Origin of the sequence: Stenotrophomonas sp. (assembly GCF_032061965.1) — a bacterium.
Taxonomy (GTDB): Bacteria; Pseudomonadota; Gammaproteobacteria; order Xanthomonadales; family Xanthomonadaceae; genus Stenotrophomonas.
Genome location: NZ_DAMBEF010000014.1, coordinates 1 through 22,445 on the forward strand (window position 1 = coordinate 1; position 22,445 = coordinate 22,445).

Sequence of the window (22,445 nt, forward strand, 5' to 3'; positions counted from 1 at the left end):
CGGCCATGCCGATGCCGAACACCGAGCCGATCAGGAAGAACATGATGTTGTTGGCATTGGCCGTGGCGGTCAGCGCCGCCTCGCCGAGGAACTTGCCCACCCACACGGCATTGACCGAACCGTTCAGCGACTGGGCGATGTTGCCCGCCAGAATAGGCAGCGCGAACATCAGCAGGCTGTGCCCGATCGGGCCTTCGGTCAGTGAGCGGTTCTGGGTGGTTTTCGACATGGGCAACGCTGTCGGGATCGGGGCTGGCACACTAGCATCTTGCGGGTGAGGGCGCTGATGGCAGGTATCAGGATTGGCAGGATCACAAGGGAGTCATGGCAACGCGATGAGTGGTGAAGTCGTTCCAGTGGCAAGCATTCGTCTTGACGTATGGCTATGGGCCGCGCGCTTTTTCAAGACCCGGAGTCTGGCCAAACAGGCGGTGGAGACCGGCAAGGTCGACGTGGACGGGCAGCGCCCGAAGTCCTCGCGCGCGATCCGTGTGGGCGATGCCTTGCGGGTACAGCGCGGCGAGGAGATCTTCGAGATCGCGGTGCGTGGACTCAGTGATACGCGGGGTGCCGCGCCAGTGGCGCAGGCGCTGTATGAGGAAACGGCCGCCTCCAGGCTGGCGCGCGAAGCGCTGCGCCAGCGCCGCATTGCCGAACGCACCGGCTATCAAGCCCCCGAGCATCGCCCCGACAAGCGCGCCCGCCGCCTGATCCGCGCCCTGGGCGACCTGGACGCCCTGTAGTGCCGAGCCATGCTCGGCAGAGGCTTTCCCTGCGAAAAGCCCCCTCACCCCAACCCCTCTCCCGTACACGGGAGAGGGGCTCAACGCGCAGCACCTGTAGTGTCGAGCCATGCTCGGCAATGAGGCTCTACTGGTAAAGCGCCTGCCGAGCATGGCTCAGCACTAAAAAAAGCGCCACCGTGAAGGTGGCGCTCTTGTTCAACACGACGCTGCTTTTACTTCAGGTCAAACCGGTCCAGTTCCATCACCTTGGTCCAGGCGGCGACGAAGTCATGGACGAACTTCTCCTTGGCATCGGCACTGGCATACACCTCGGCCAATGCACGCAGCACCGAGTTGGAGCCGAACACCAGATCGTTGCGGGTCGCCGTAAAGCGCACGGTGCCGGTCTTGCGGTCGCGGCCCTCGAACACCTCCGCACTGTCGTCCACCGCCTTCCATGCCGTGCCCATGTCCAGCAGCTTGCCGAAGAAGTCATTGCTCAGCACGCCAGCGGTGTCGCTGAAAACGCCATGCTGGCTGCCGTCGAAGTTGGCACCCAATGCACGCAGGCCGCCGATCAGCACGGTCAGCTCGGGTGCGGTCAGCGTCAGCTGCTGTGCCTTGTCCACCAGCAACTGCTCGCTGCTGCCACGGGCATTGGAGCGGCGGTAGTTGCGGAAGCCGTCGGCCACCGGTTCCATCACTTCGAAGGACGCGACATCGGTATCTTCCTGGCTGGCGTCGACGCGGCCGGCGGTGAACGGTACGTCCACCTTTACGCCTGCCGCGGCCGCCGCTTGTTCCACGCCAACCACGCCAGCCAGCACGATGACGTCAGCCAATGAGGCCTTGCCCGAGGCCTGCTGGATTTCCTGCAGCTTGGGCAGCACCGCAACGGCAGTCTTGTTGACCTCCCAGTCCTTCTGCGGCGCCAGTGCCAGGCGTGCCCCGTTGGCACCGCCGCGCTTGTCGCCGCCACGGAAGGTGGATGCCGATGCCCATGCCACCGAGACCAGCTCGGCGACGCTGAGGCCGGCATTGCCGATCGCGATCTTCAGCGCGGCGATATCGGCGGCAGTCGGTGCGTGCACGGCGGCCGGCAGCGGGTCCTGCCAGATCAGGTCTTCCTTGGGTACTTCCGGGCCCAGGTAGCGCGCCTTCGGGCCCATGTCGCGATGGGTCAGCTTGAACCAGGCGCGGGCGAAAGCTTCGGCAAAGGCTTGTGGGTCATTGAGGAAACGCCGCGAGATCTTTTCGAACGCAGGATCAAACCGCAGCGTCAGATCGGTGGTGAGCATGGTCGGCTTGCGCTTCTTGCCGGCGATGAAAGGATCGGGAATGTCCTCGGCCGCGTCCTTTGCTTCCCACTGGATCGCGCCCGCCGGGCTGCGCGTCTGCACCCATTCGAACTTGAACAGGTTTTCGAAGAAGTGGTTGCTCCACTGGGTCGGGGTCTGCGTCCACACCACCTCCAGGCCAGAGGTGATGGCGTCGGCGCCGCTGCCCGAGCCGTAGCTGCTGTGCCAGCCCAGGCCCTGCGATTCAATGGCACCGGCTTCCGGGTCCGCGCTGACGTGGCTGGCCGGGCCTGCACCGTGGGTCTTGCCCAGCGTGTGCCCACCGGCGATCAGGGCGACGATCTCCTCGTCGTCCATGGCCATGTTGCCGAAGGTGGCGCGAATGGCTGGTGCTGCCGACAGCGGATCGCCACTGGCGTTGGGGCCTTCCGGATTGACGTAGATCAGGCCCATTTCAGTTGCAGCCAGCGGGTTGCTGGCCAGGGTTTCCGGGTTGCGGTGCGACAGCCAGGCTTTTTCATCGCCCCAGTTGACGTCCATATCCGGTTCCCACACATCCTCGCGCCCAGCACCGAAGCCAAAGGTGCGGAAACCCATGGTTTCCAGCGCGACGTTGCCGGCCAGCACGATCAGGTCGGCCCAGGAAATCTTCTGGCCATACTTCTGCTTGATCGGCCACAGCAGGCGGCGTGCCTTGTCCAGGCTGACGTTGTCCGGCCAGCTGTTGAGCGGGGCGAAGCGCTGCTGGCCGCGGCCGGCGCCGCCACGGCCATCGACCGTGCGGTAGGTACCGGCGCTATGCCAGGCCATGCGGATGAACAGGCCGCCGTAGTGGCCCCAATCTGCCGGCCACCAATCCTGCGAATCGGTCATCAACGCTTTCAGGTCGGCTTTCAATGCCGAGTAATCCAGCGTCTTGAACGCCTCGGCGTAGTCGAAGCTTTCGCCCAGCGGATTGGAGCGGTTGGAGTGCTGGTTGAGCAGATCCACACGCAGCTGATTCGGCCACCAATCGCGGTTGGAAGTGCCGCTGCCGGCTGCTGCCGCGGCATGGTTGAACGGGCATTTGGCTTCGCTTGTCATGGTTGACACCCTCTGGCTGGCTGAAGAGATCCACCGCGCCGATGGACGTGGTGAATCGGAATGCAGCCAAGGTAAGGCGCAGACTTAAATAGGGGAAACTGATTTATCCAACCGCTGCGATAGTTGCGGCCTATTACCTGAAGGGTGTCTGCAAAATACCGAACAGGCCAAGGAAAACGCCACCTTGCGGCGGCGTCTTCAGGCAGCTCCGAGCAGGTTTCAGTGTCGCCGTAACCCGGCAAGTAATCCGTAGCCCGGCTAAGCACAGTGCACCCGGGATCCGGATAGCAGGCGATGTCGCCGGACGCACATCAAGACCCCGGGTGCGCTGCGCTTATCCGGGCTACGGTGTTTTCTGGGAAGGTGCAGAAGAATCAGGAGCGTCGACTTGCAGTGCCGTTACCCGCAGACCTGCGCGGGGTATATCCCTGTAGCCCGGGTAAGCACAGCGCACCCGGGATCCGGGTAGCAGGCGATGTTGCTGGATGTACATCAAAGCCCCGGGTGCGCCGCGCTTACCTGGGCTACGGTGTTTTCTGGGAAGGTGCAGAAGAATCAAGAGCGTCGGCTTGCAGTGCCGTTACCCGCAGACCTGCGCGGGGGAATCTCCGTGTAGCCCGGGTAAGCACAGCGCACCCGGGATCCGGGTAGCAGGCGATGTCGCCGGATGCACATCAAGACCCCGGGTGCGCTGCGCTTATCCGGGCTACGGTGTTTCCCGGGCCGGTGCAGAAGAATCAAGAGCGTCGACTTGCAGTGCCGTTACCCGCAGACCTGCGCGGGGGTATCTCCGTGTAGCCCGGGTAAGCACAGCGCACCCGGGATCTGAGTGGCAGGCGATGTTGCCGGATGTACATCAAGACCCCGGGTGCGCTGCGCTTACCCGGGCTGCGCGACGCTCCCAGTAGAGGGAGAAACACAAAAAAAACGCCACCTTGCGGTGGCGTCTTCGGGCAGGACCCCGCAAGGTTCAGCGCTTGCCGCTACCCAGCAGGCCGCTACCCAGCTTGATCAGGTCGCCGACGCCGAACTGGCCGTCACCGTCCTGGTCCAGCACGCTGCCCAGCAGGCCGCCGCCGATGCCGCCGGCCTGGGATACCTGCTGCTTCTCCTGGCCCAGGATCTGCGCCAGGCCGCCGGCACTGGCCTGGCTGCCGCCGCTGCTCATGCGTTGGGCGATGTAGGCCATCACGATCGGGGCCAGAATCTTCAGCAGCTGGCTGGAACTGCTCGGGCTCAAACCGGTGGCCTGGGCCAGGCCGGTTTCAGCGCGGTCCTGGTTGCCGCCGAAGATGTGGCCGAGGATGCCGGCACCATTGGCTGCCGGGTTGCTGGCAGCGCCGCCGCCCAGCACCGCACCCAGCACGCTGCCGATGTCCAGGCCGCTGTGGTTGTTCTGCAGTGCGCCGAACAGGGCTTCTGCGCCCTGCGGCTTGGCCGCGTTGTTGCCCAACGCGCCCATCAACAGCGGCAGTGCGGCGCTGATGGCGCCCGAAGCCTGCTGGCTGTCGATGCCCAGCTGTTGCGAAACCTGCTGCAGCGGTGCGCCCTGCAGCTGGGAGAGAAGGTCGTCGGTCAGGCTCATCGGGTAAATCCTTGCAGTTGGTTGCCGAGCCGCATGGTAACCCCGGGACGGGGGCCTGCGGGAAGGGGCCGCAGCCACGGTGGCTGCAACCGAAAACAGCACCGCCCGCACGGAGCGGGCGGTGCGATGGAACACCTGGACACAGGGTCCGGGTTTAGAGCTCGATGTCCTCTGCGCCCGGGGTGGCCGTGGGGAAGTCATTGCCCGGGTGCGGCGGCGGTGCGAACGGATCGGCCGGCGCGCTGGCGTCGGCCAGCTTCTTCAACGCTGCGGCGATACCTGCGCCATAGGCCGGGTCGGCCTTGTTGCAGTTGTCGATGTGGCGTTGCTTGATGAAGTCCGGCGCATCGCCCAGGGCGCGGGCGGTGTTCTCGAACAGGCGCTGCTGCTGCTCGGCGTTGTAGCTGCGGAACAGCGCACCGGGCTGGCTGAAGTAATCGTTGTCGTCTTCGCGGAAGTTCCAGAAGTCGGCATCGCCACGGATCTTCAAGGCCGGCTCGCGGTACTGCGGCTGCTCCTGCCACTGGCCATAGCTGTTGGGCTCGTAATGCGGCAGGCCACCGTAGTTGCCATCAACCCGCAGGCTGCCATCACGGTGGTTGCTGAAGACCGGGCAGCGGGCAGCGTTGACCGGGATCTGGTGATGGTTGACGCCCAGCCGGTAACGCTGTGCATCGGTGTAGGCGAACAGGCGTGCCTGCAGCATCTTGTCTGGCGAGGGGCCGATGCCCGGCACGATGTTGCTGGGCGCGAATGCGGACTGCTCCACATCCTGGTACCAGTTTTCCGGATTGCGGTTGAGTTCGAATTCACCCACTTCGATCAGCGGGTAATCGCTCTTCGGCCACACCTTGGTCAGGTCGAAGGGATGGATGCGGTAGGTTTCCGCCTCAAGCTCCGGCATCACCTGCACGAACAGCTTCCACTTCGGGAACTCGCCGCGCTCGATCGCCTGGAACAGGTCACGGCCATGGCTCTCGCGGTCCTTGCCGACCAGTACTTCGGCCTGTGCATCGGTCAGCGCCTGCACGCCCTGCTGGGTGACGAAGTGGAACTTGACCCAGAAGCGCTCGCCGCCGTCGTTGGTGAAGCTATAGGTGTGCGAACCAAAGCCGTTCATGTGGCGGAAGCTGCGCGGAATGCCGCGGTCGCTCATCACTACCGTGACCTGCATCAGCGCTTCCGGCAGCAGGGTCCAGAAATCCCAGTTGTTGCGGGCGCTGCGCAGGTTGGTGTGCGGGTCGCGCTTGACCGCCTTGTTGAGGTCGCCGAACTTGCGCGGGTCACGCAGGAAGAACACCGGCGTGTTGTTGCCCACCAGGTCCCAGTTGCCTTCTTCGGTATAGAACTTCAGCGCAAAGCCGCGGATGTCGCGCTCGGCATCGGCCGCGCCGCGCTCACCGGCCACGGTGGTGAAACGGGCGAACATCTCGGTCTGCTTGCCCACCGCCGAGAAGATCTTGGCGCGGGTGTACTTGCTGATGTCATGGGTGACGGTAAAGGTGCCGAACGCGCCAGAGCCTTTGGCATGCATGCGGCGTTCGGGAATGATTTCGCGGTTGAGGTTTGCCAGCTTCTCCAGCAGCCACACATCTTCCATCAGCAGCGGGCCACGCGGGCCGGCGGTCTTGCTGTTCTGGTTGTCCACCACCGGCGCACCGAAGGCGGTGGTCATCGGCGTCACCGGTGCATCGCCATGCTTCTGCTTCGGCGTCGTGCTGGTGTCACGCTGTGCCTGTGCGGCGTCTTGCGGCGATGGGGCGCTGTGGTACGGACAGCTCGCCTTGGTGTCATTGCTCATTGCTGGCTCCTGCTGGCGTTGGGGAAGACATCTTGCTCCGACTGTAACCGCAGCAAGATGAAATTGGTCACCCATTGCGCAGGATCGCTGGCGGCGGGTTGCCTGTCAGTCAGCGGCCGTGTGCGCAAGACCCCGCTGTATCGCTCGGCCCGGTAGTCTGTGTCCGCCGCCCCTGACGCCGACTTGCCTGAATACCCATGACCCAGCGCGCCACCCGCCTGCTGCATCTGTTGGATGAATTGCGGCGCCGCCGCACGCCGGTGCGCGGCGCGGAGCTGGCGCAGCGGCTGGAGATCAGCCTGCGCACCCTGTACCGGGATATCGACGCGCTGCGCGGGCAGGGCGCCGAGATCGCCGGCGACCCCGGCATCGGTTACCAATTGCGCCCCGGCTTCCTGCTGCCGCCGATGATGTTCTCGGCCGATGAATTGGAGGCGTTGCTGTTGGGCGCGCGCTGGGTGGTGTCGCATGCCGATCCGGAACTGGCAGCGGCCGCAGGCACCGCGCTGGAGCGTTTGTCCGGCGTGCTGCCCGAGCCGCTGCGCCTGCAGGTGGAGACCAGTGGCCTGTTCGCCCCGCAATGGAAGCGCAGCGAGCCCGAGCCGTGGTTACCGGCACTGCGACGCGCAATCCGCGAAGGCAATGCCGTACGCATCCAGTACTGCGATGCCGAAGGGCGGGCCAGTGAGCGGGTGGTCTGGCCGTTTGCGATGGCCTTCATGGCGGAGCTGCGCTTTCTCGCGGCGTGGTGCGAAATGCGCGGCGACTTCCGGCATTTCCGCGCGGATCGGATGTTGGCGCTGGAGGATACCGGTCGCCGTTATCCCGACCAGCGGCACAGCCTGCTCAAGCGCTGGAAGGTCCTGCAGCTGCAGCACCGCAATGGCTGACTGCTGACAGCAGCTGTCAGTAGCCCCTGTCCACACTGCAGGCTCTTCCAACGAGGTGCCTGCCATGAGCAACACGCTGACGTTTTACACCCACCCTTACTCCCGTGCCCGCATCGCCCGTTGGATGCTGGAAGAGACGGGGCTGCCTTACGACGAGGTGGTGCTGGAGTTCGGCAAGAGCATGAAGTCGCCCGAGTACCTGGCGATCAATCCGATGGGCAAGGTGCCGGCGTTGCGGCAGGGCGATGTGGTGCTGACCGAGAACGCGGCCATCTGCCTGCACCTGGCCGACCTGGTGCCGGAAAAAGGTTTGCTGCCGCCGGTAGGCAGTGCTGAGCGTGGTCTGTGCTATCGCTGGATGTTTTTCGCTGCAGGTCCGGTGGAGTCCTTCATCACCGCGCGCCGGCATGGTGCCCTGGCGCCGGCAATCGAGGCAGGCTATGGCACCGAGGCGGACCTGATGCGCACCTTGGTCGGCGCCGTGGAAGGCAGGAAATACCTGGTCGGTGACAGCTTCAGCGTGGCCGATCTGTATATGACCGCCTTCCTGAGCTACTACATGCGGGTGGGCGAGCTGGAACCGCTGGCGGCGTTCGAGAACTACGTCGCACCGCATCTGCAGCGGCTGGCAGCGGTACGCGGCAACGCCAAGGATGATGCGTTGATCCCGCAGGTAGGAGCGGCGTAAGCCGCGAAGCGGGGGGGCAACGGAACCGCCAAGCAAATCAAACTCAGGCCATCTACCCGGTGTTTCCGGAAAGCAGCAAGCGTTCCCGGTGCAGGAGCGGCGTAAGCCGCGAAGCCGGTGTTGCTCCAAAGGCCGAAAGAGCCAACCCCTCCCCAACCCTCCCCTTTGCTTCGCAAAAGGGAGGGAGCAGAAGCGGTGTCCCATGAAGCCCGCCTTCCCCCGCGAGCGGGGGAAGGTGCCCGAAGGGCGGAAGGGGGTGCTTGTCCTGGTTCGGCGTCGGTAACACCGCAAGGCTCAGATCAACGACTTGACCCGATACAGCGCCTCCAACGCCTGCTTCGGCGTCAACTCGTCCGGATCAATCGCCTGCAAGGCATCCAGCGCCGCCGAATTCGGCGCGGCGAACAAACCAAACTGCTGTGGGGCATCCAGTGCCTGCGGTGCCATCGCTGCGCTCTGGGTTTCGCCGCCGCGCTGCTCCAGTTCGGCCAGTCGCCGTCGCGCCTGTGCAACGGTGGACTTGGGCAGGCCGGCCAGGGCCGCCACCTGCAGGCCGAAGCTGCGATTGGCCGGGCCGTCCTTCACTGCATGCATGAACACCAGCGTGTCGCCGTGTTCCACCGCATCCAGGTGGACGTTGGCGATGCCGCTGGCGCCGCCTTCATGGCTTTCGTCGGCCAGCGCGGTCAGCTCGAAATAGTGGGTGGCGAACAGCGTGTAGCAGCGGTTCTGGTAGGCCAGGTGACGGGCTACAGCGTCGGCCAGGGCAAGGCCGTCATAGGTCGAGGTGCCACGGCCGATCTCGTCCATCAGCACCAGCGAGTGGGCGGTGGCGTGGTGCAGGATGTAGCTGGTTTCGGCCATTTCCACCATGAAGGTGGATTGGCCCTTGGCCAGGTCGTCGCCGGCGCCGATGCGGGTCAGGATGCGGTCGATCGGGCCGATCACCGCGCGGCTGGCCGGCACGAAGCTGCCAATATGCGCCAACAGCACGATCAATGCGTTCTGTCGCATATAGGTCGACTTACCGCCCATGTTCGGGCCGGTGATGACCAGCATGCGGCGGTCCGGGTGCAGGTCCAGGTCGTTCGGTTCGAACGGTGCGTCGCGCACAGCTTCGACCACCGGATGGCGGCCGCGTTCGATACGCAGGCAGGCGTCTTCCTGCAGTTCCGGCTGCGCCCAGTCCAGCGCCTGTGCGCGCTCGGCGAATGCGGCCAGTACGTCCAGTTCGCTCAGTGCGCCGGCGCAACGCTTCAGCGGCTCCAGGTGCTCGCCGACGATATCGAGCAGGCCTTCGTACAGCAGTTTTTCGCGGCTAAGCGAGCGCTCGCGGGCCGACAGCACCTTGTCCTCGAAGTTCTTCAACTCCTCGGTGATGTAGCGCTCGGCATTGGTCAGGGTCTGGCGGCGGGTGTAATGCACCGGCGCCTTGTCGGCCTGGCCCTTGCTGATTTCGATGTAATAGCCGTGCACGCGGTTGTAGCCGACCTTCAAGGTGGCGATGCCGCTGGCCTGGCGCTCGCGCGCTTCCAGATCGATCAGGAACTGGTCGGCATGGGTGGACAGGCGGCGCAGCTCATCAAGCTCGGCGTCGTAGCCCTCGGCGATCACACCGCCATCGGACAGCTTCAACGGCGGCTGCTCGGCGATGGCGCTGGCCAGCAGGTGCGCGCTTTCATCGTGCGAGCCGAGTTCGGCGCGCAGTTGCTGCAGGCGCGGTGAATCCAGCGTATCCAGCTGCGCGGTGATGGCCGGCAACAGGCCAAGGCCATCACGCAGGGTGGAGAAATCGCGCGGTCGCGCCGAGCGCAACGCCATGCGGGTGAGGATGCGTTCGATGTCGCCAAGCGCGCGGAAGCTGTCGCGCAGGTCGGCGTCGGTGCCGCGATCAATCAGCGTGGCAACCGCGTGGTGGCGTTGCTGCAGTACGTTGCGCAGGCGCAGCGGGCGGTGCAGCCAGCGTCGCAGCAGGCGCCCGCCCATCGGCGAGACGGTGCTGTCGAGCACGCCGAGCAAGGTGTTGCGGGTGTCGCCATCGACGCGCGTGTCCAGCTCCAGATGGCGGCGGGTGGCCGCATTCATCGCGATCGCTTCGCCTGCGTTCTCCATCGAGATGGAGGTCAGGTGCGGCAGCCGCTGCTTCTGGGTTTCCTCGACGTAGCCCAGCAGCGCGCCGGCAGCGCCAGTGGCGCGCGGCTTGTCATCGATGCCGAAACCGCTGAGGTCATGCAACTTGAAGAAGTTCAGCAGATGGCGGCGGCCACTGTCGGCATCGAACAACCACGGCGCGCGGCGGCGCACGCCATTGCGGTGGCGCAGGAACTCGGGCCAGTTTTCTTCATCCGGGACCAGCAGCTCGGCCGGTTCCAGACGGGCCAGTTCGGCTTCCAATGCGTCGTCGGTATCGACTTCGTTGACCAGGAAGCGGCCGCCGGCCAGATCGGCCCAGGCCAGGCCGTAACCGGCCTTGCTGCGCGACAGTGCCATCAGCAAGGTATCGCGGCGTTCGTCCAGCAGCGCCTCGTCAGTGACCGTGCCGGGGGTGACCACGCGCACCACCTTGCGCTCGACCAGACCCTTGGCCAGCGCCGGGTCGCCGATCTGCTCGCAGATCGCCACCGATTCGCCCACCGCCACCAGTCGCGCCAGATAGCCTTCGAACGCATGCACGGGCACACCGGCCATCGGAATCGGCGCGCCGCCGGAGCTGCCGCGCTGGGTCAGGGTGATGTCCAACAGGCGCGCGGCCTTGCGGGCATCGTCATAGAACAGTTCGTAGAAATCGCCCATCCGGAAGAACAGCAGCAGGTCCGGATATTCGGACTTGGCTGCGAAGAACTGCTTCATAGCAGGCGTGTGTTCTTTGGATCCCTTGCTGGTGCTGCTTTGATCTTTTAAATCAGTCACTTGATTGTTTGGCCGGTAACGTCAATGACGGTGGGTGGAGGCGATTGGCGGCGAGTGAAGGTGTTTTTTGTAGCGATTCTGTAGCTACGTGGGGACTCTAGCGAAAGAAAGCTGTAGCAATGGTCTGTAGCGATGGCCATGTGCGTGCGATACTGTAGCAATACGGACATCCAGAGGGGCGTGTGTTGAAGAGTCCAGCGTCGAGCAAGAAGTCCGGCTCTCTTAAGTTTAGTTTGACCTACGCCCAAGTGCTGGGGTTGTCGATCACCAAGGGGCCGGCCTTGGATGCGCAAGGGAAGGTTCGAATGGTCGCTCGATCGGAAGGCGCGCCCTACGTGGTGCTCGACGGAGGGCCCGGGGCGCCCACCGGGTTTGGCTTCCGGGTTGGCAAGACCATGACCACTTATGTGGGCCAGAAACGAGGGCCGACCGGAACGCCGATTCGCTTCAGCTTGGGCAACGTGTCTGACATGGGGCTGGACGAGGCCAGGGAGGCCTGCCGGCATCATCTGGCGTTGCTCAAGGAAACAGGGAAGAACCCTGTCCACGTCAAACGGCAGCAACTGCTGGACGCCTTGGAAGAGGAATCGACGGTTGATTACGGCGATTTGACGTTGCGGGAGTGCCTGGCGCGTTACATCGGCCATCTGGATTCCCGAGTAAGGAAAAAAAAGGTCAAGCAAGTCAGTGTGGACGCGGTGCACGACAGCGTGTCCCGCCTTTCCAGGCCTGGCGTTGAGCTGGCAGATCGGGCGTTGAATGACATCAAGGCGGAGGTGGTCAGGGCCGCCTTTGACGCGTGCCGGATCAGCTCAATGAGGCTTTCCAATCGCATTCCCAAACAAATGAGGCAAAAGCTGGGCGGGGTCGCGGATTGGTCCAAGCTGTCGGTGGCCGAGCTGGAGGCGTTGGGCATCACTGGAAAACACATCCAGTTGGTGCGGGCTGCCGGGCTGTCCTCGACCGAACATACGTTTTCCGACGCGCGGAGGGCCGTGGAGTTCGTGATCAAGCAGGAGAGGGCGCGGGATCACGAGTTGGGCAGGCCTCAACGGCACTTCTACAACCCGCTGGAGGTCATCCATACCGAGGATATGCTTAGAGAGGCGCACGAGTTGCGCAGCCATTACAGCCGAGCCGAGGTTCGCAACCCCTTGGGCGACGAGACGTTGCCCAAAGTGCTTAAAGCCATTGCCGCGCGCCGCGACGAGCAAGGTGGGCGGAACGCGGCAGGGGCGGACTACCTGCTGTTGACGTTGCTATGGGGCACCCGCCGCAGCGAGGCTGCTCCGTTGCGTTGGTATGACCGGTGCACGCCGGGCGAGCTGTCTCAGGCGCAGGTGTCCTGGGTTTGCCTTTCCTCCCCCGGTCAAATCAATCCGACCACAAAGCGCGAAGGCAGTCAGGTCTACCTGTTCGAAACGAAGAACTGGGAAGAGAGATTTCTGCCTGTCACTTACTTTGCCGAACGGATTCTCCAGCGCCGGTTCAACGAGCGCATGGACGATGCCCGTCCCAGGCAGGAGTTGGAAGGCGCAAAGGCGGCGCTGGCAGCGGCCATCAAGCGGGGAGGGAGCAAAGCGGTCATTGCGGCCCTGACCGAAGAAGTGGCCAACGCCGAGCACGCCTTGGACCGCACCCGATACGTGTTTCCGGCCCGATCCGGGCGCAGCAAGACCGGGCACTACTCGGACAGCAAATCCATCATCGCCAACGTGCGCCGTGACGCCGGGCTGGTCGATTTGCGCAAGGAGGTGGACATCGGCCTGACCCCGCACGACCTGCGCCGCACGCTGGGGCGCTACGCGGGGAGGCTGTTGGGCAAGAGCCGGGTGGTATCCCAGATGCTGCATCACCGGGCCAAAGACCGGGAAACCGCGTCAACGGACGAGATTTATACCGAGCAGGAATGGTCCGAGCTGCGTCGGGCGTTTGGCGAGGTGGAAGAGCACATGATGGCTAGCAGTCCCCGGGTCTGGAACCGCTGGAAAGGCACGGACAAGCCGCGACTTGACGAAGCCAACGACCCTCCGGCTACGATCTTCGCTGCACGAAATCAAAAGGTGGCTCTCGATGACGAGCATTGAACCCGTCCGCACGGAAGAAGCGTTTCTTGCCAAAGCCGAGGCGTCGTGGAGCGGGGAGTTGGTCCGCGCGAAGAACGCGGGCGGAGGAATGGTGTCGGCGAAGGCTGCAGCATGGTTCCTGGGCATCCACGCCGACACGCTGGGCGAGTGGCGACGCCGCATTCCGCCCATGGGCCCCCGCTTTCAAAAGGCCTCGGGCAGTGCCGCTAACGGCCCCAATCAGCGGGTGAAATACGACTACGACGAGCTGTTGGCGTGGAAGGACGGACAGCAGGGCAGGACGGCGAAGGAGCGCCGGTTGAGTTCGGAGCTGGAGCGGTTAAGCCAACAGCAGCGGGAACTGGAACTGGAGCGGCAGATCCACGAGGCGAAGGTAGCGTTGGAGAAGCTGCGGAAGAATGCTGGGCGCTACACCGCGTTGGTGACGTCCCACGAGGGCTGGGCAACCTCCCACGCCTGGGCCGTCGTGGATGGTCTTATCGCCGGGCACGTTCTCACGGTGGACGAGGACACATTGGATCGAGCCCTGGCCGAAGGCGAGATCTGGGACGCTACCCTGCCCAACGCCTTGCTGGAGCCTTGGACCAGCGTGGCGGCGCGCGATCCCTTCGATGACGCCATGAAGGAGGCGCTAGCAGCCTTCCAGGGCGCCCGGGACCACGCACGCAACCAGGATCGAGCTCGAGGGCTGGAGGACAGGCTGCCACCGGCCACGGCAGCAGAGATCCCGCGCAAGCCGTTCCGGTTCTGACCGGCTACCATCGAGCCATCCCCTTGCGGTATCCCCGATGTCCCTCGACTCGATAAAAGACGCTGAAAAAGAGCTCCTGAAGCGCTACAAGAAAACCTGGGGCCAGAAGCACCCGGAGTTCTTGGCGGGGAAGGGGGTTTCCTGGAAACGCCTGAAGGACGACTTCGACAAAGAAGCCGCTGCTGAAAAGACGGAAAAGAACGTGCAGTTCACCGCGCCGTGGTCTTCTGCCGAAGCTGCTGGCCTTTTGGGACTCAATCAGAAGGTGTTTCGCGCACTCGCTACGATGGACAGCAAAACCGGTTCCCTCATCGTGGGCGAGGGCAAGCACGTCTCCATCCGGTTGTGTCGGTTGCTGGAGTGGGCAGAGGGGATGACCGACGCGGCTAAGGTTCGGCGCTGGCGAGAGTCCCGGAACGATGAGGACTTGCTGGGAAAGACAACGCCTAGTTCTCCCGCGGCGGCCTTCCGAGTTGTAAAGAACGCCCGGATCGAGTTCGGCCTCATCGAAGGCAAGGTGACCTCGCTCGATCTCTCTCACTTGAGCGATGCGGAGCGGGCGAAAATCACAGAAATCTTGCGGGGAGGACGTGGCGCGATCCAGCACGACGAGCGCGGCCTGGCGATGCTCACACCCGTTGCATCGACGTTGCCTGAAGCCTTCAGGATGCAGTGGACTGACGAAGCGCTCAAGAGCGAATACGTGGAGCGCTACCAGGGGTTGCTCGAAAGCGCACAGGACGAGCTGGCCCAGCATCTGGAGCGGGTCAAGGAAGACATTCGTGATGCAGGGTCGGACGAAGAGGGCTCACCCGGGGCGTTGGCGTTGGCTGCCCTGCTGGACATGTGGAAGGACGAGGAGCGCGACGTGCAAGAGCTCCATTCGGAGGTCCGTGCCGAACTGCTGGACATCTCCCTTCCCCCTGCTGTCCCAACAACAAGGACACCTTTCCGCTTTTGAGCAGGACTCGCCGGCTGCCCGCCGGCTCGGTCTTGGAGGAAAAAGCAGGATGCAGCGGCTTCCGCCGCAGCCCAGAAGACCATCCCAAGCCCCGGCTCACCCCCGGGGCTTTTTCGTGTCCTGACGCCAAAGGGGTGAGCACCCCTTATCGGGACAATGTCGGTTTCTGGATCCGTAGGCTGGCGCCACACCAATCGGGAACACAGAAATGCAGCCGCTCATCCTCTCGCTCGACCCCTCGCTCTCGGCCCACTTCTCCACCCTGACCCCGGAGGCCCTTGCTGACGCCCTGGCCGACGCGTTGCCCCAGGCCCTGGCCCAGCTCGCCAGCGACCGCAGCACGGCGGCCATCGTCCAGAACGGCGACACGGGCGGCCTGCATCCGGGCCAGGTGCTCACCCTGCAGATCGCCACGTTGCAGAGCTTCCTCGACGTGTCCGACGCCGCCAACAGCTAACCCCTGCAGTAACCCGGGCCGGGACTGGCCCAACCCCTCCCCACCTTTCGCGAAACGCGGCTGACAAGCCGTGCTGGCGGAGCTCTGCCCAAACCAAGGAATCCACATGACCCAGATCTTCACTTTTCACATCACCGCTGCGCTGGATATCACCGCATTTCTGCCGGTCCGTGCCCGGACCGCTAAAGGCGCTGAAAGGGAAATGAAGCGCATCAATGCCAAGGAGGCCGCCGATGCTCTGACGATCACTTACGACGTGAATCGTATCGAGCGCGACATCGGGTGCTCGGTGGACAACGGCATCGCGGAGGAGGTGCTGGGCGCCGTCTTTTCCCAAGAGCGTGCCGCCCTTCTGGATTTCCCCTCGCTTGAAGACGAACCGCGCAGCGTTCACCCAGAGGGTCGTATTGAGCTGACCGGGGATGCGTTGGCGACCAAGCGCTACCCGATGGCTGGGGAGACGCAAGCTAAAGCCCTCGCGGTGTTTCTCGCTCTGGATGAGGCGCAGCTCAACGCCGTGCCCTGGTACCTGGGAGCGGCGGACTTCTACGAGGCGTATTTCTATGAGCAGGAGCTGGAGGTGGACGAGGACAAGCTGGAAGCGATTGCCCAGCTCATTGATGGTGACTTGTAACTGCCCGGGCCTGGCAGTCATCTAAGGCCCAATCCCTCAAACCCTTTCGCGAAACGCGGCTTGTCAGCCGTGCTGGCGGAGCTTTGCCTAAAAACCTCGGAGAATCCCATGAACGCTGTTACTTACCACCTCAATACCACCCCAACCCCGAAGAGGCGCGTCACGATCAAGCCGGCCAAGCTTGCGGTCGCCCTCGCCAAGAACGTGGGCTACGACCGGGCGCCTGAAGGCATTACCACCGAAACTTGGCTGACGCCGCCGAAGCTGATCCACGGCGATCCCGCAAAGGGCCACACGGGCTTGGGGCCCTTTGACCTGGATCCGTGCACCCCCGAGCAGGGGATGCCTTGGCGGACCGCCAAAAAAATGCTCAAGCCCATCGATGACGGGCTTAAGAGCCCTTGGCCCAAGACGGCGTTTGTGTGGATGAACCCGCCTTACGGCGGCCACAAGAACAGCCCGACCTCGCAGCATCGCTGGATGGAAAAGGCTGCAGAGCACGGCAACGGGATTTCCCTGGTGCTGGCTCGGATGGAAACCGGCTGGATGCAGGATTCGGTGTTGAACCACCCCAACGTTTCCTCGGTGGTGTTCACCAAGGGACGCCTGTCTTTCTGCCGCCCGGATGGGACCCTGGGCACGAGTTGCCCGGCGGGATCGGTGTTCATCGGCTACGGTGCTGCAGCCGCGCGCAGGCTCAAGCGGGGAGTGGAGTCTGGCCTGATTCGCGGAACCTACCTCGACATGGCCCACGTGAGCCGGGTGGCGGGCGCTGACGTGGGGGCGGCTAACGATGAATAAGCGCACTCCGAAGAAAGCCAAGCCGACCTCCCGCCGCAACAATGCTTACCAGCGGTTGTTGAAGGCTATCCAAGCCATCCCCGGGGAATCGCCCAGGGAAAAGATGCGCAAGTTCACCGCGCTTGCGCTGAAGGTTCTCGTGCTCAAGCAGGCGGAGTTGGCCGTCGGGCGAGGTGGGCCTTTGGCTCCCTGGTGCGACTTGACGCTGCTTGGGACCGATGTGGATGGGACCGAGGATTGGTGCCTCGAGGCGGGCCAGGCCTATGGGGGCGCAGTGGAAACCTTCGAGCCGTTCGAATGCATCCTGGGGCAGCTCTTTGGAGAGTTCGTGGGGAATGGGAATAAAAACGACGCTCAATATTTCACCCCTTGGGACTTTGCGAGGGCGCTGACTGCCTTTGCTCCAACTCCTCAAAAAGACAAGTGGTCCATGGGTGACCCCACCTGCGGAGCCGGCACGCTGTTGCTTGTGAAGCTTCACGAACTGGCCGGGAAGGATTCGAAGGCCCTTCGGGGGCTTACCGTGAAAGCGAACGACCGCGATCCGTTGTGTGCTGCGATGACCGCACTTCAGTTGCTGTCAAACCAGTTGATCTGGCGGATGCCCATCGGGCGCGTGGTGGTCGAGTGCAAAGACATCATCACTCAATACCTGGAAACGCGGGTGGTGTTTTGGTCTCTCACGCGAGATCGGTTCATCGCCATGGATGAGGAGATCCGGCTCGAGAAGGCCAACCGGGTGACGGGCTCTGACATGGGGGCGGCCAACAATGAATGAGGTCACTGCGCTTGTGAAGGCCATCCGCGCCATTCCTTCCACTCCTGGCAAGCCGTGGAATCCGCGGGTTGCATTCGAAACGTTCGTTCAGCACGCACTGATGTCAATGGCACATATCCACGCAGACACCAAGGGTCACCTCGACACCAAAGTCCTTGCTTTTGGACCCTTGAAAAAAAATGTCGAAGAAGCGCCTGAAGTGGTGGCAGCCATCAACGCTTACATCAAAGCGGTCTTCGCAAGCAGGCCGTTTGACGATGTCCTGGGACGGGTCCATGCCGAGCTGCTGGCCAGGAAGGGTGGAGAAGGGCTGGGTCAGTCTTTCACTCCCGGCGATCTTCTCGATCTGGTTCAAGCCCTTGCCACCAGGCATCGGCCTGGTGGGAGCGGAGCCAAGGTCTACGACAGCTGTTGCGGCGCGGGTTCGCTTGCCCTTGCCGCGATCAGGAGTCAACTGAAACACCTTCCAAGCGAAAAAATCCTGGTGCTGGCGGGTGACATCGATCCGTTGTGCGCAGCGATGACGGCTTTGCAGATCCACGCGAATCAAACGTTTCATTTCCTGCCGCTTGGGGCGGTCAAAGTCACGGTGGGGAACGAACTGACCGGTCCCAGGCGCCCCGGGTTTTGGTCCCACTTCCACCTCTACGAGTAGAGGCCGGAGGCCCGCCTTTCCCTCTTCAAGACTCGGCGGCGAGCAGCCGCCGGCTCTTGCTCCAAGCCGCTTTTGCTTTTGCTCTTCAACCCGCAGAAACCGGGTAACAAGTGCTTGTTACCCCGCTTTCCTGAAAGCCATTCCATACGAAAAATAATCCAACCGTATCGGTTTGTTAGGAAAGACTGCTGGTTAACGCTCCTGCTGGTTAACGCCAAAACCGTTAACCAGCAGACAAACCAGCAGCAAAACCCTTGCCACGTAAGGCTTTGAAGGCCCCTGCTGGTTTGCTGGTTAATTTTTTCACTTTTTCTCTGCAACTACGATTTGTTAAGGGTGAGTGAAAATATCCCGACTAAATGAGACGTTGGCGCGTAGCGTAAAACTGTTTTTTTAATCAGCAAACCAGCAGTTAGCTTATTTTTTGAACAAAAACGAAATTAAACAATAACTTGGAGTGTTTTTAGTTGCTGGTTTGTCTGCTGGTTTAAGAAAAAAAAGAAAACCAGCAGGAAAGTTAACCAGCAGCTAAAAAATATTTGTCTGGAAGGGGGTTGACGGTTTCGAGAAACCTGCTTTCTTGAATGTATTACGGATGCAACACGGAGCACCCATGACGACGCAGCAATACCAAACCCCTCGTAAGGATCCTTTCAATGCTCGGATGGAACGGGCGTTGATTGAGCGGCTGAAAGCCGAAGCCAAGCGATCGGGGATCTCGCCCAGCGAGAAGCTGCGCCGAATCCTGGACAACGCGTTGCCGCACGTCGCCTAACCCCACAAACGCGAAACCCCGCCTGGCAGGGCGGGGAGTCGTTGGAGCCAACAACAATGTCTACAAACAATCTCGCCCAAGATCCGTCGGTCGTCAACCCCCCAGAGGTTGCTTTTCTCATCGAAAAGCACTGGGAGAAAAACCGTCGGGATTACGCCAGCAATCTCAAGGTTGAACAACGCGCCTTGGATCGCCACAAGCAAACCAAGCTCAACAAAGGCGAGCTGCGCCCGGAAAGCCTGGACTTCCTGTTCGCTCGCCACCTCCAGCTGGGGCTCGACGGGCACCTCTGGGCCAGCGTCCGCGATGAATCCGCGACGCAATCGACGTTGGTCTACCGTTGGAGTGCAAATCACTGGGCGCTGGTTCACCGCGGTCTCGGCGACGGCCTGGCGTCCGACTGGCTCGATGCCAATATCCCCGCAAAGGCCAGCGACAAGCTCGCTTCCAGTTGCTGGGCCTACGCCCGCACCCGCCTAGGCCAGCAAAGCGCGTTGCCGCAACTGGAACCCAAGCGGGCGGTGGTCCCGTGCGCTGACGCTTACCTGGAAATCATGGCAGATGGCATTCAAGCGCTGGAGCCCCAGCCGCGCTATGGCATGACCCACGCCCTGAACATCGCCACGGGCGCCACGCCCGGCCAGCGCTACATCCCCAGCTCCGTGCCAGCAGATAGCCTGCTGGGCAAGTTCCTGGCCCATGCGTTGCCGGACGAAGGCGTGCGTGCACTGGTGCAGGAACAATGCGGCATGACCTTGTTGCCTGGTTCTTATCAGATCGCGGCGTGGTGGCACGGGGCCGCCGGCAGCGGCAAATCGACGCTGGCCGAATGCGTGGAAGGCATCCACAACAAAGTGGCTCGCTTGGACCTGGCCACCCTGGGGGACACGTTTGCGCTCGAAGGCATCCTCGGCAGCCAGCTGATCCTGGTGGATGAGGTGGAGTGCGAGAAGTGGAAGGAAGGCACGTTCAAAACGCTGGTGAGTGGCAATGGGATCGGCATCAACCGAAAACACCTCTCCGTTCTGAACTACCACTCCAAGGCCAAGTGGATCATCAGCAGCAACTCCGCGCCGTTCTACCGTGACAAGTCCGGTGGCGTCGCCCGACGCCTTTCCATTGTGGAGTGGGCCAACGTCATTCCGGAAAAAGACCGCGTGGAGGACTTCAGTCGTAAGTTGCTGGAGGAAGAAGGGCAGCTGTTCCTCGATTGGATGCTCGAACGCGCCCGCCGAGTCGTGGCCCGCGGTCGCTTCATGGCCGACCACGAGCTCCCGGAGGCCGCGCGTGCTTACAAGCAGGCCGTCATCCACAACGCCGATTCCATCGCCGCTTGGGCCCATGCCGACCGCGTGCAGTTCGGTGCCGCCGCTGGCAGTGAGCAGTGGCAAAGCGTCAAGGCCATCCATGCCCGCTATGTGGCCTGGTGCGAGAAGAAGGGCTTTGAACCGGAGGAAATCCTCTCGCAGCGCCAGTTCACCCGTGGCCTGAAGACCGCCGGGCACCTGCGTGGGCGTCCGTCGAATCGGCGCGTGGAGGGCGAGCAGTTGGACTGCTACCTCTGCTGCTGGAAGGGCGAGCAGACCGACGCCGAGCGCGCACAAGAGCAGGAGCTCAAGCGGCTGGAGGCCCTGACCCCAGAAGCCCGCCAATCCGAATCTGAGCAGGCCAAGGCGGCCAACGACGCCCAGAACGAAGCACTGGCCGTCGCCGCCGAACGGCAAGACGAGCAGGACTTCGCCGACATGCCCGATGCCATCCGAGACGTCTTTGGCTTCACCAATACGCCCTACGAGCAAGTCCAGGCCGAGCGTCGCGCTGAACGGGAGCGTCAAGCGAAGAGCGCCGCTGCATGGAGGGCGCAAGATCGCAGGGAGTCGGAACAGCGCGCCCAGCGCAAGGCAGAGATCGAGAAGAGAAGGGCGGGCGGCTAACCGCAGGTTCGGGGCTTTACATCCGCCGCAGGTGAGGTATTGCAAAGGGGTATCCATCAGAAAAGGAACCCCTCCCATGCCATCGCCCACCCCCAACATTCCCGACGATGCTTTTCACGAAGGGGGCATCACCGCCGCCGACCTCGGGCAAGAAGGCCCCGAGTTCGATCCGCAATACCTGCTGGTCCAGTCCGCGTTCGGCCTTCACGTCAAGCCCGGCAACGATGGGGACGAAGGCCTGCGCAGCGAGAACGACATCGTTGACTTGGTCCGCCGACTTCTGGACGGGCGCAAATCGGTAGACCTGCATTTCGAGTTTTAACCAATCCCATCCACCCACAAGCACCTGCTTAAGAGGCGCAGGCGTTTGAAAAAGATTTGAGGCAACCCCGCATGTTCAACTACACCAAGCACACCGAAGAACGCACCCAGCAAATCAGCGACTACTCGCGGGAACACGGCCAGCTGATCTGGCGAAAGGAGTGGAACGATCCCAACGCAAGACCCGGGCTTTTGACCGGCGCCTGGAATCCGACCACGGGGCGCAGCTACCGCGGCATGAACACGATCTCGCTGCTGGCCGAGAGGCTCAATAGGGGTTTTGATGATTCGCGCTGGATGACTTACAAGCAAGCGCTTTCGGTGGGCGGCCAGGTCCGCAAAGGCGAGCGTTCAACTACCATCGTTTATTGGGATTTCTCCAAAGTGAGGGGAAACAATCCCCAATCACAGGATGGCGAGGATTTGGAAGATGAGCAGAAGTTCAACCGGCCCATCGCTAGGCCTGGCTTCGTCTTCAACGCGGCACAAATCGACGGCCTGCCGCCTGCGCCAACCTTGGTCATGCCGGAAAGCATTCGCAACCTTCGGGTCCGTGAGCTGTTGCAGGGCCATAAGCCCAAGTTGCACCACGATGGTGGCAATCGCGCGTTCTACATGCCCCTGACAGACAGTATCCACCTTCCAAAGCAGTCGGCCTTTGAAAATCCGCAGGCCTATACCGCGACACTGTTGCACGAGCTCTCGCACTGGACCGGCAGTCAGGAGCGCTTGGCTCGGGATCTGACGGGTAAGTTCGGGAGTGAGAGCTACGCGCGAGAGGAGTTGATCGCTGAGTTGAGCTCTGTCCTGATCCAAGATCGACTCGGGGTTTCCCCAGGCCCAGCCCATTTCGAGAACCACGTTGCCTACCTCCAGCACTGGGAGAACCTTCTGCAGGACGACAGCAAGGCGCTCTTCCGCGCGGCAGCGCAGGCTGAAAAGGTGGTCGGATTCTTAGGGATCCAGGAATACGAATACCCCATGCTGCCCGTAATCAAGGAGCAGGAAGCTGAAAAGCCCGCTTCAACGCCGGTGACCGAGAGCTCGGGGAAGGATAGGGCGCGTGTGCGAAAGAAGGAGCGCGAGCGCGACGTGGCTTGAAATCTTTTTCAAGCTGTGGGGCATGGGGTGCTCACACGGATCACCCTTGACGGCTTGAGGTTCTTTGCTACAAAGGAAGAGTCAGGACGAATCCTGGCCGGGGTGAAAAGAATGCTTAGTTAGTGATTTCGAAGGTCGGTTAACTAAGCGCCATGTTGTTTTTTGAGTTTCTTACGCTTGCATCAAAGAGGAAACGGCGAAAGGGCGGCT

At 62.6% G+C, this 22,445-nt stretch carries 19 protein-coding genes and 1 pseudogene; 15 read left to right on the forward strand and 5 right to left on the reverse strand.

The features are described from left to right. Positions 1–229, reverse strand: a pseudogene (locus tag RT460_RS09195) (MATE family efflux transporter); the annotation flags it as partial. Between the two features lie 106 nt (positions 230–335). Here RT460_RS09195 and RT460_RS09200 point away from each other — a divergent pair. Beyond that, complete coding sequence (locus RT460_RS09200; protein ID WP_313318565.1) at positions 336–743, forward strand: S4 domain-containing protein; 408 nt, start codon at positions 336–338, stop codon at positions 741–743. Between the two features lie 215 nt (positions 744–958). Here RT460_RS09200 and katG read toward each other — a convergent pair whose 3' ends face one another. From katG to RT460_RS09215, 3 genes are all read right to left on the reverse strand, one after another. Beyond that, positions 959–3,106, reverse strand: a complete 2,148-nt coding sequence (gene katG / locus RT460_RS09205; protein WP_313318566.1) for a catalase/peroxidase HPI — start codon at positions 3,104–3,106, stop codon at positions 959–961. 970 nt (positions 3,107–4,076) lie between these two features. Beyond that, complete coding sequence (locus RT460_RS09210) at positions 4,077–4,691, reverse strand: DUF937 domain-containing protein (protein WP_313318567.1); 615 nt, start codon at positions 4,689–4,691, stop codon at positions 4,077–4,079. 154 nt (positions 4,692–4,845) lie between these two features. Then, positions 4,846–6,366 (reverse strand): catalase, encoded by a 1,521-nt coding sequence (locus tag RT460_RS09215; protein ID WP_313318687.1) that lies wholly within the window; start codon positions 6,364–6,366, stop codon positions 4,846–4,848. A 323-nt stretch (positions 6,367–6,689) separates the two neighbouring features. On the opposite strand from RT460_RS09215, the gene RT460_RS09220 reads away from it, so the two are divergent. Together RT460_RS09220 and RT460_RS09225 are read left to right on the forward strand one after the other, a co-directional pair. Then, on the forward strand, positions 6,690–7,382 hold the full coding sequence (locus RT460_RS09220; RefSeq protein WP_313318568.1) for a YafY family protein: 693 nt from the start codon (positions 6,690–6,692) through the stop codon (positions 7,380–7,382). A gap of 64 nt (positions 7,383–7,446) precedes the next feature. Then, positions 7,447–8,070, forward strand: coding sequence for a glutathione S-transferase family protein (locus RT460_RS09225; RefSeq protein WP_313318569.1), 624 nt, complete (start codon positions 7,447–7,449; stop codon positions 8,068–8,070). Between the two features lie 294 nt (positions 8,071–8,364). Here the strand turns inward: RT460_RS09225 and mutS are convergent, their stop codons facing one another. Next, entirely contained in the window at positions 8,365–10,920 is a 2,556-nt protein-coding gene (mutS, locus tag RT460_RS09230; protein ID WP_313318570.1) for a DNA mismatch repair protein MutS, read from the reverse strand. A gap of 293 nt (positions 10,921–11,213) precedes the next feature. Between mutS and RT460_RS09235 the strand changes: the two genes are divergently transcribed. The 12 genes from RT460_RS09235 to RT460_RS09290 all read left to right on the forward strand — a co-directional run bounded on the left by RT460_RS09235 (position 11,214) and on the right by RT460_RS09290 (position 22,235). After that, positions 11,214–13,067: an integrase gene (locus RT460_RS09235; protein WP_313318571.1), complete on the forward strand. Its 1,854-nt coding sequence runs from the start codon at positions 11,214–11,216 to the stop codon at positions 13,065–13,067. Continuing rightward, positions 13,054–13,818: a nucleotide-binding protein gene (locus RT460_RS09240; protein WP_313318572.1), complete on the forward strand. Its 765-nt coding sequence runs from the start codon at positions 13,054–13,056 to the stop codon at positions 13,816–13,818. Before RT460_RS09235 ends, RT460_RS09240 begins: the two co-directional genes overlap by 14 nt. A 37-nt stretch (positions 13,819–13,855) precedes the next feature. After that, entirely contained in the window at positions 13,856–14,779 is a 924-nt protein-coding gene (locus RT460_RS09245) for a hypothetical protein (RefSeq protein WP_042613081.1), read from the forward strand. A 208-nt stretch (positions 14,780–14,987) separates the two neighbouring features. Beyond that, positions 14,988–15,236: a hypothetical protein gene (locus RT460_RS09250; RefSeq protein ID WP_313318574.1), complete on the forward strand. Its 249-nt coding sequence runs from the start codon at positions 14,988–14,990 to the stop codon at positions 15,234–15,236. Positions 15,237–15,342: 106 nt separating this feature from the next. Beyond that, positions 15,343–15,870, forward strand: coding sequence for a hypothetical protein (locus RT460_RS09255; protein WP_042613082.1), 528 nt, complete (start codon positions 15,343–15,345; stop codon positions 15,868–15,870). A 108-nt stretch (positions 15,871–15,978) separates the two neighbouring features. Next, the gene (locus RT460_RS09260) at positions 15,979–16,671 is read left to right on the forward strand and encodes a DNA N-6-adenine-methyltransferase (RefSeq protein WP_313318575.1); all 693 of its coding nucleotides are present in this window, start codon (positions 15,979–15,981) and stop codon (positions 16,669–16,671) included. After that, complete coding sequence (locus RT460_RS09265; RefSeq protein WP_313318576.1) at positions 16,664–17,449, forward strand: hypothetical protein; 786 nt, start codon at positions 16,664–16,666, stop codon at positions 17,447–17,449. Before RT460_RS09260 ends, RT460_RS09265 begins: the two co-directional genes overlap by 8 nt. Next, the gene (locus RT460_RS09270; RefSeq protein ID WP_136191691.1) at positions 17,442–18,104 is read left to right on the forward strand and encodes an N-6 DNA methylase; all 663 of its coding nucleotides are present in this window, start codon (positions 17,442–17,444) and stop codon (positions 18,102–18,104) included. Before RT460_RS09265 ends, RT460_RS09270 begins: the two co-directional genes overlap by 8 nt. Positions 18,105–18,717: 613 nt before the next feature. Next, a complete protein-coding gene (locus RT460_RS09275) occupies positions 18,718–18,879 on the forward strand; it encodes a hypothetical protein (protein ID WP_313318577.1) in 162 nt (53 codons plus the stop codon). A gap of 56 nt (positions 18,880–18,935) precedes the next feature. Next, a complete protein-coding gene (locus tag RT460_RS09280) occupies positions 18,936–20,813 on the forward strand; it encodes a DUF5906 domain-containing protein (RefSeq protein ID WP_313318578.1) in 1,878 nt (625 codons plus the stop codon). A gap of 76 nt (positions 20,814–20,889) precedes the next feature. After that, entirely contained in the window at positions 20,890–21,135 is a 246-nt protein-coding gene (locus tag RT460_RS09285; protein WP_313318580.1) for a hypothetical protein, read from the forward strand. A gap of 71 nt (positions 21,136–21,206) precedes the next feature. Beyond that, positions 21,207–22,235: a zincin-like metallopeptidase domain-containing protein gene (locus tag RT460_RS09290; protein ID WP_313318581.1), complete on the forward strand. Its 1,029-nt coding sequence runs from the start codon at positions 21,207–21,209 to the stop codon at positions 22,233–22,235. Positions 22,236–22,445: the final 210 nt, after the last annotated feature.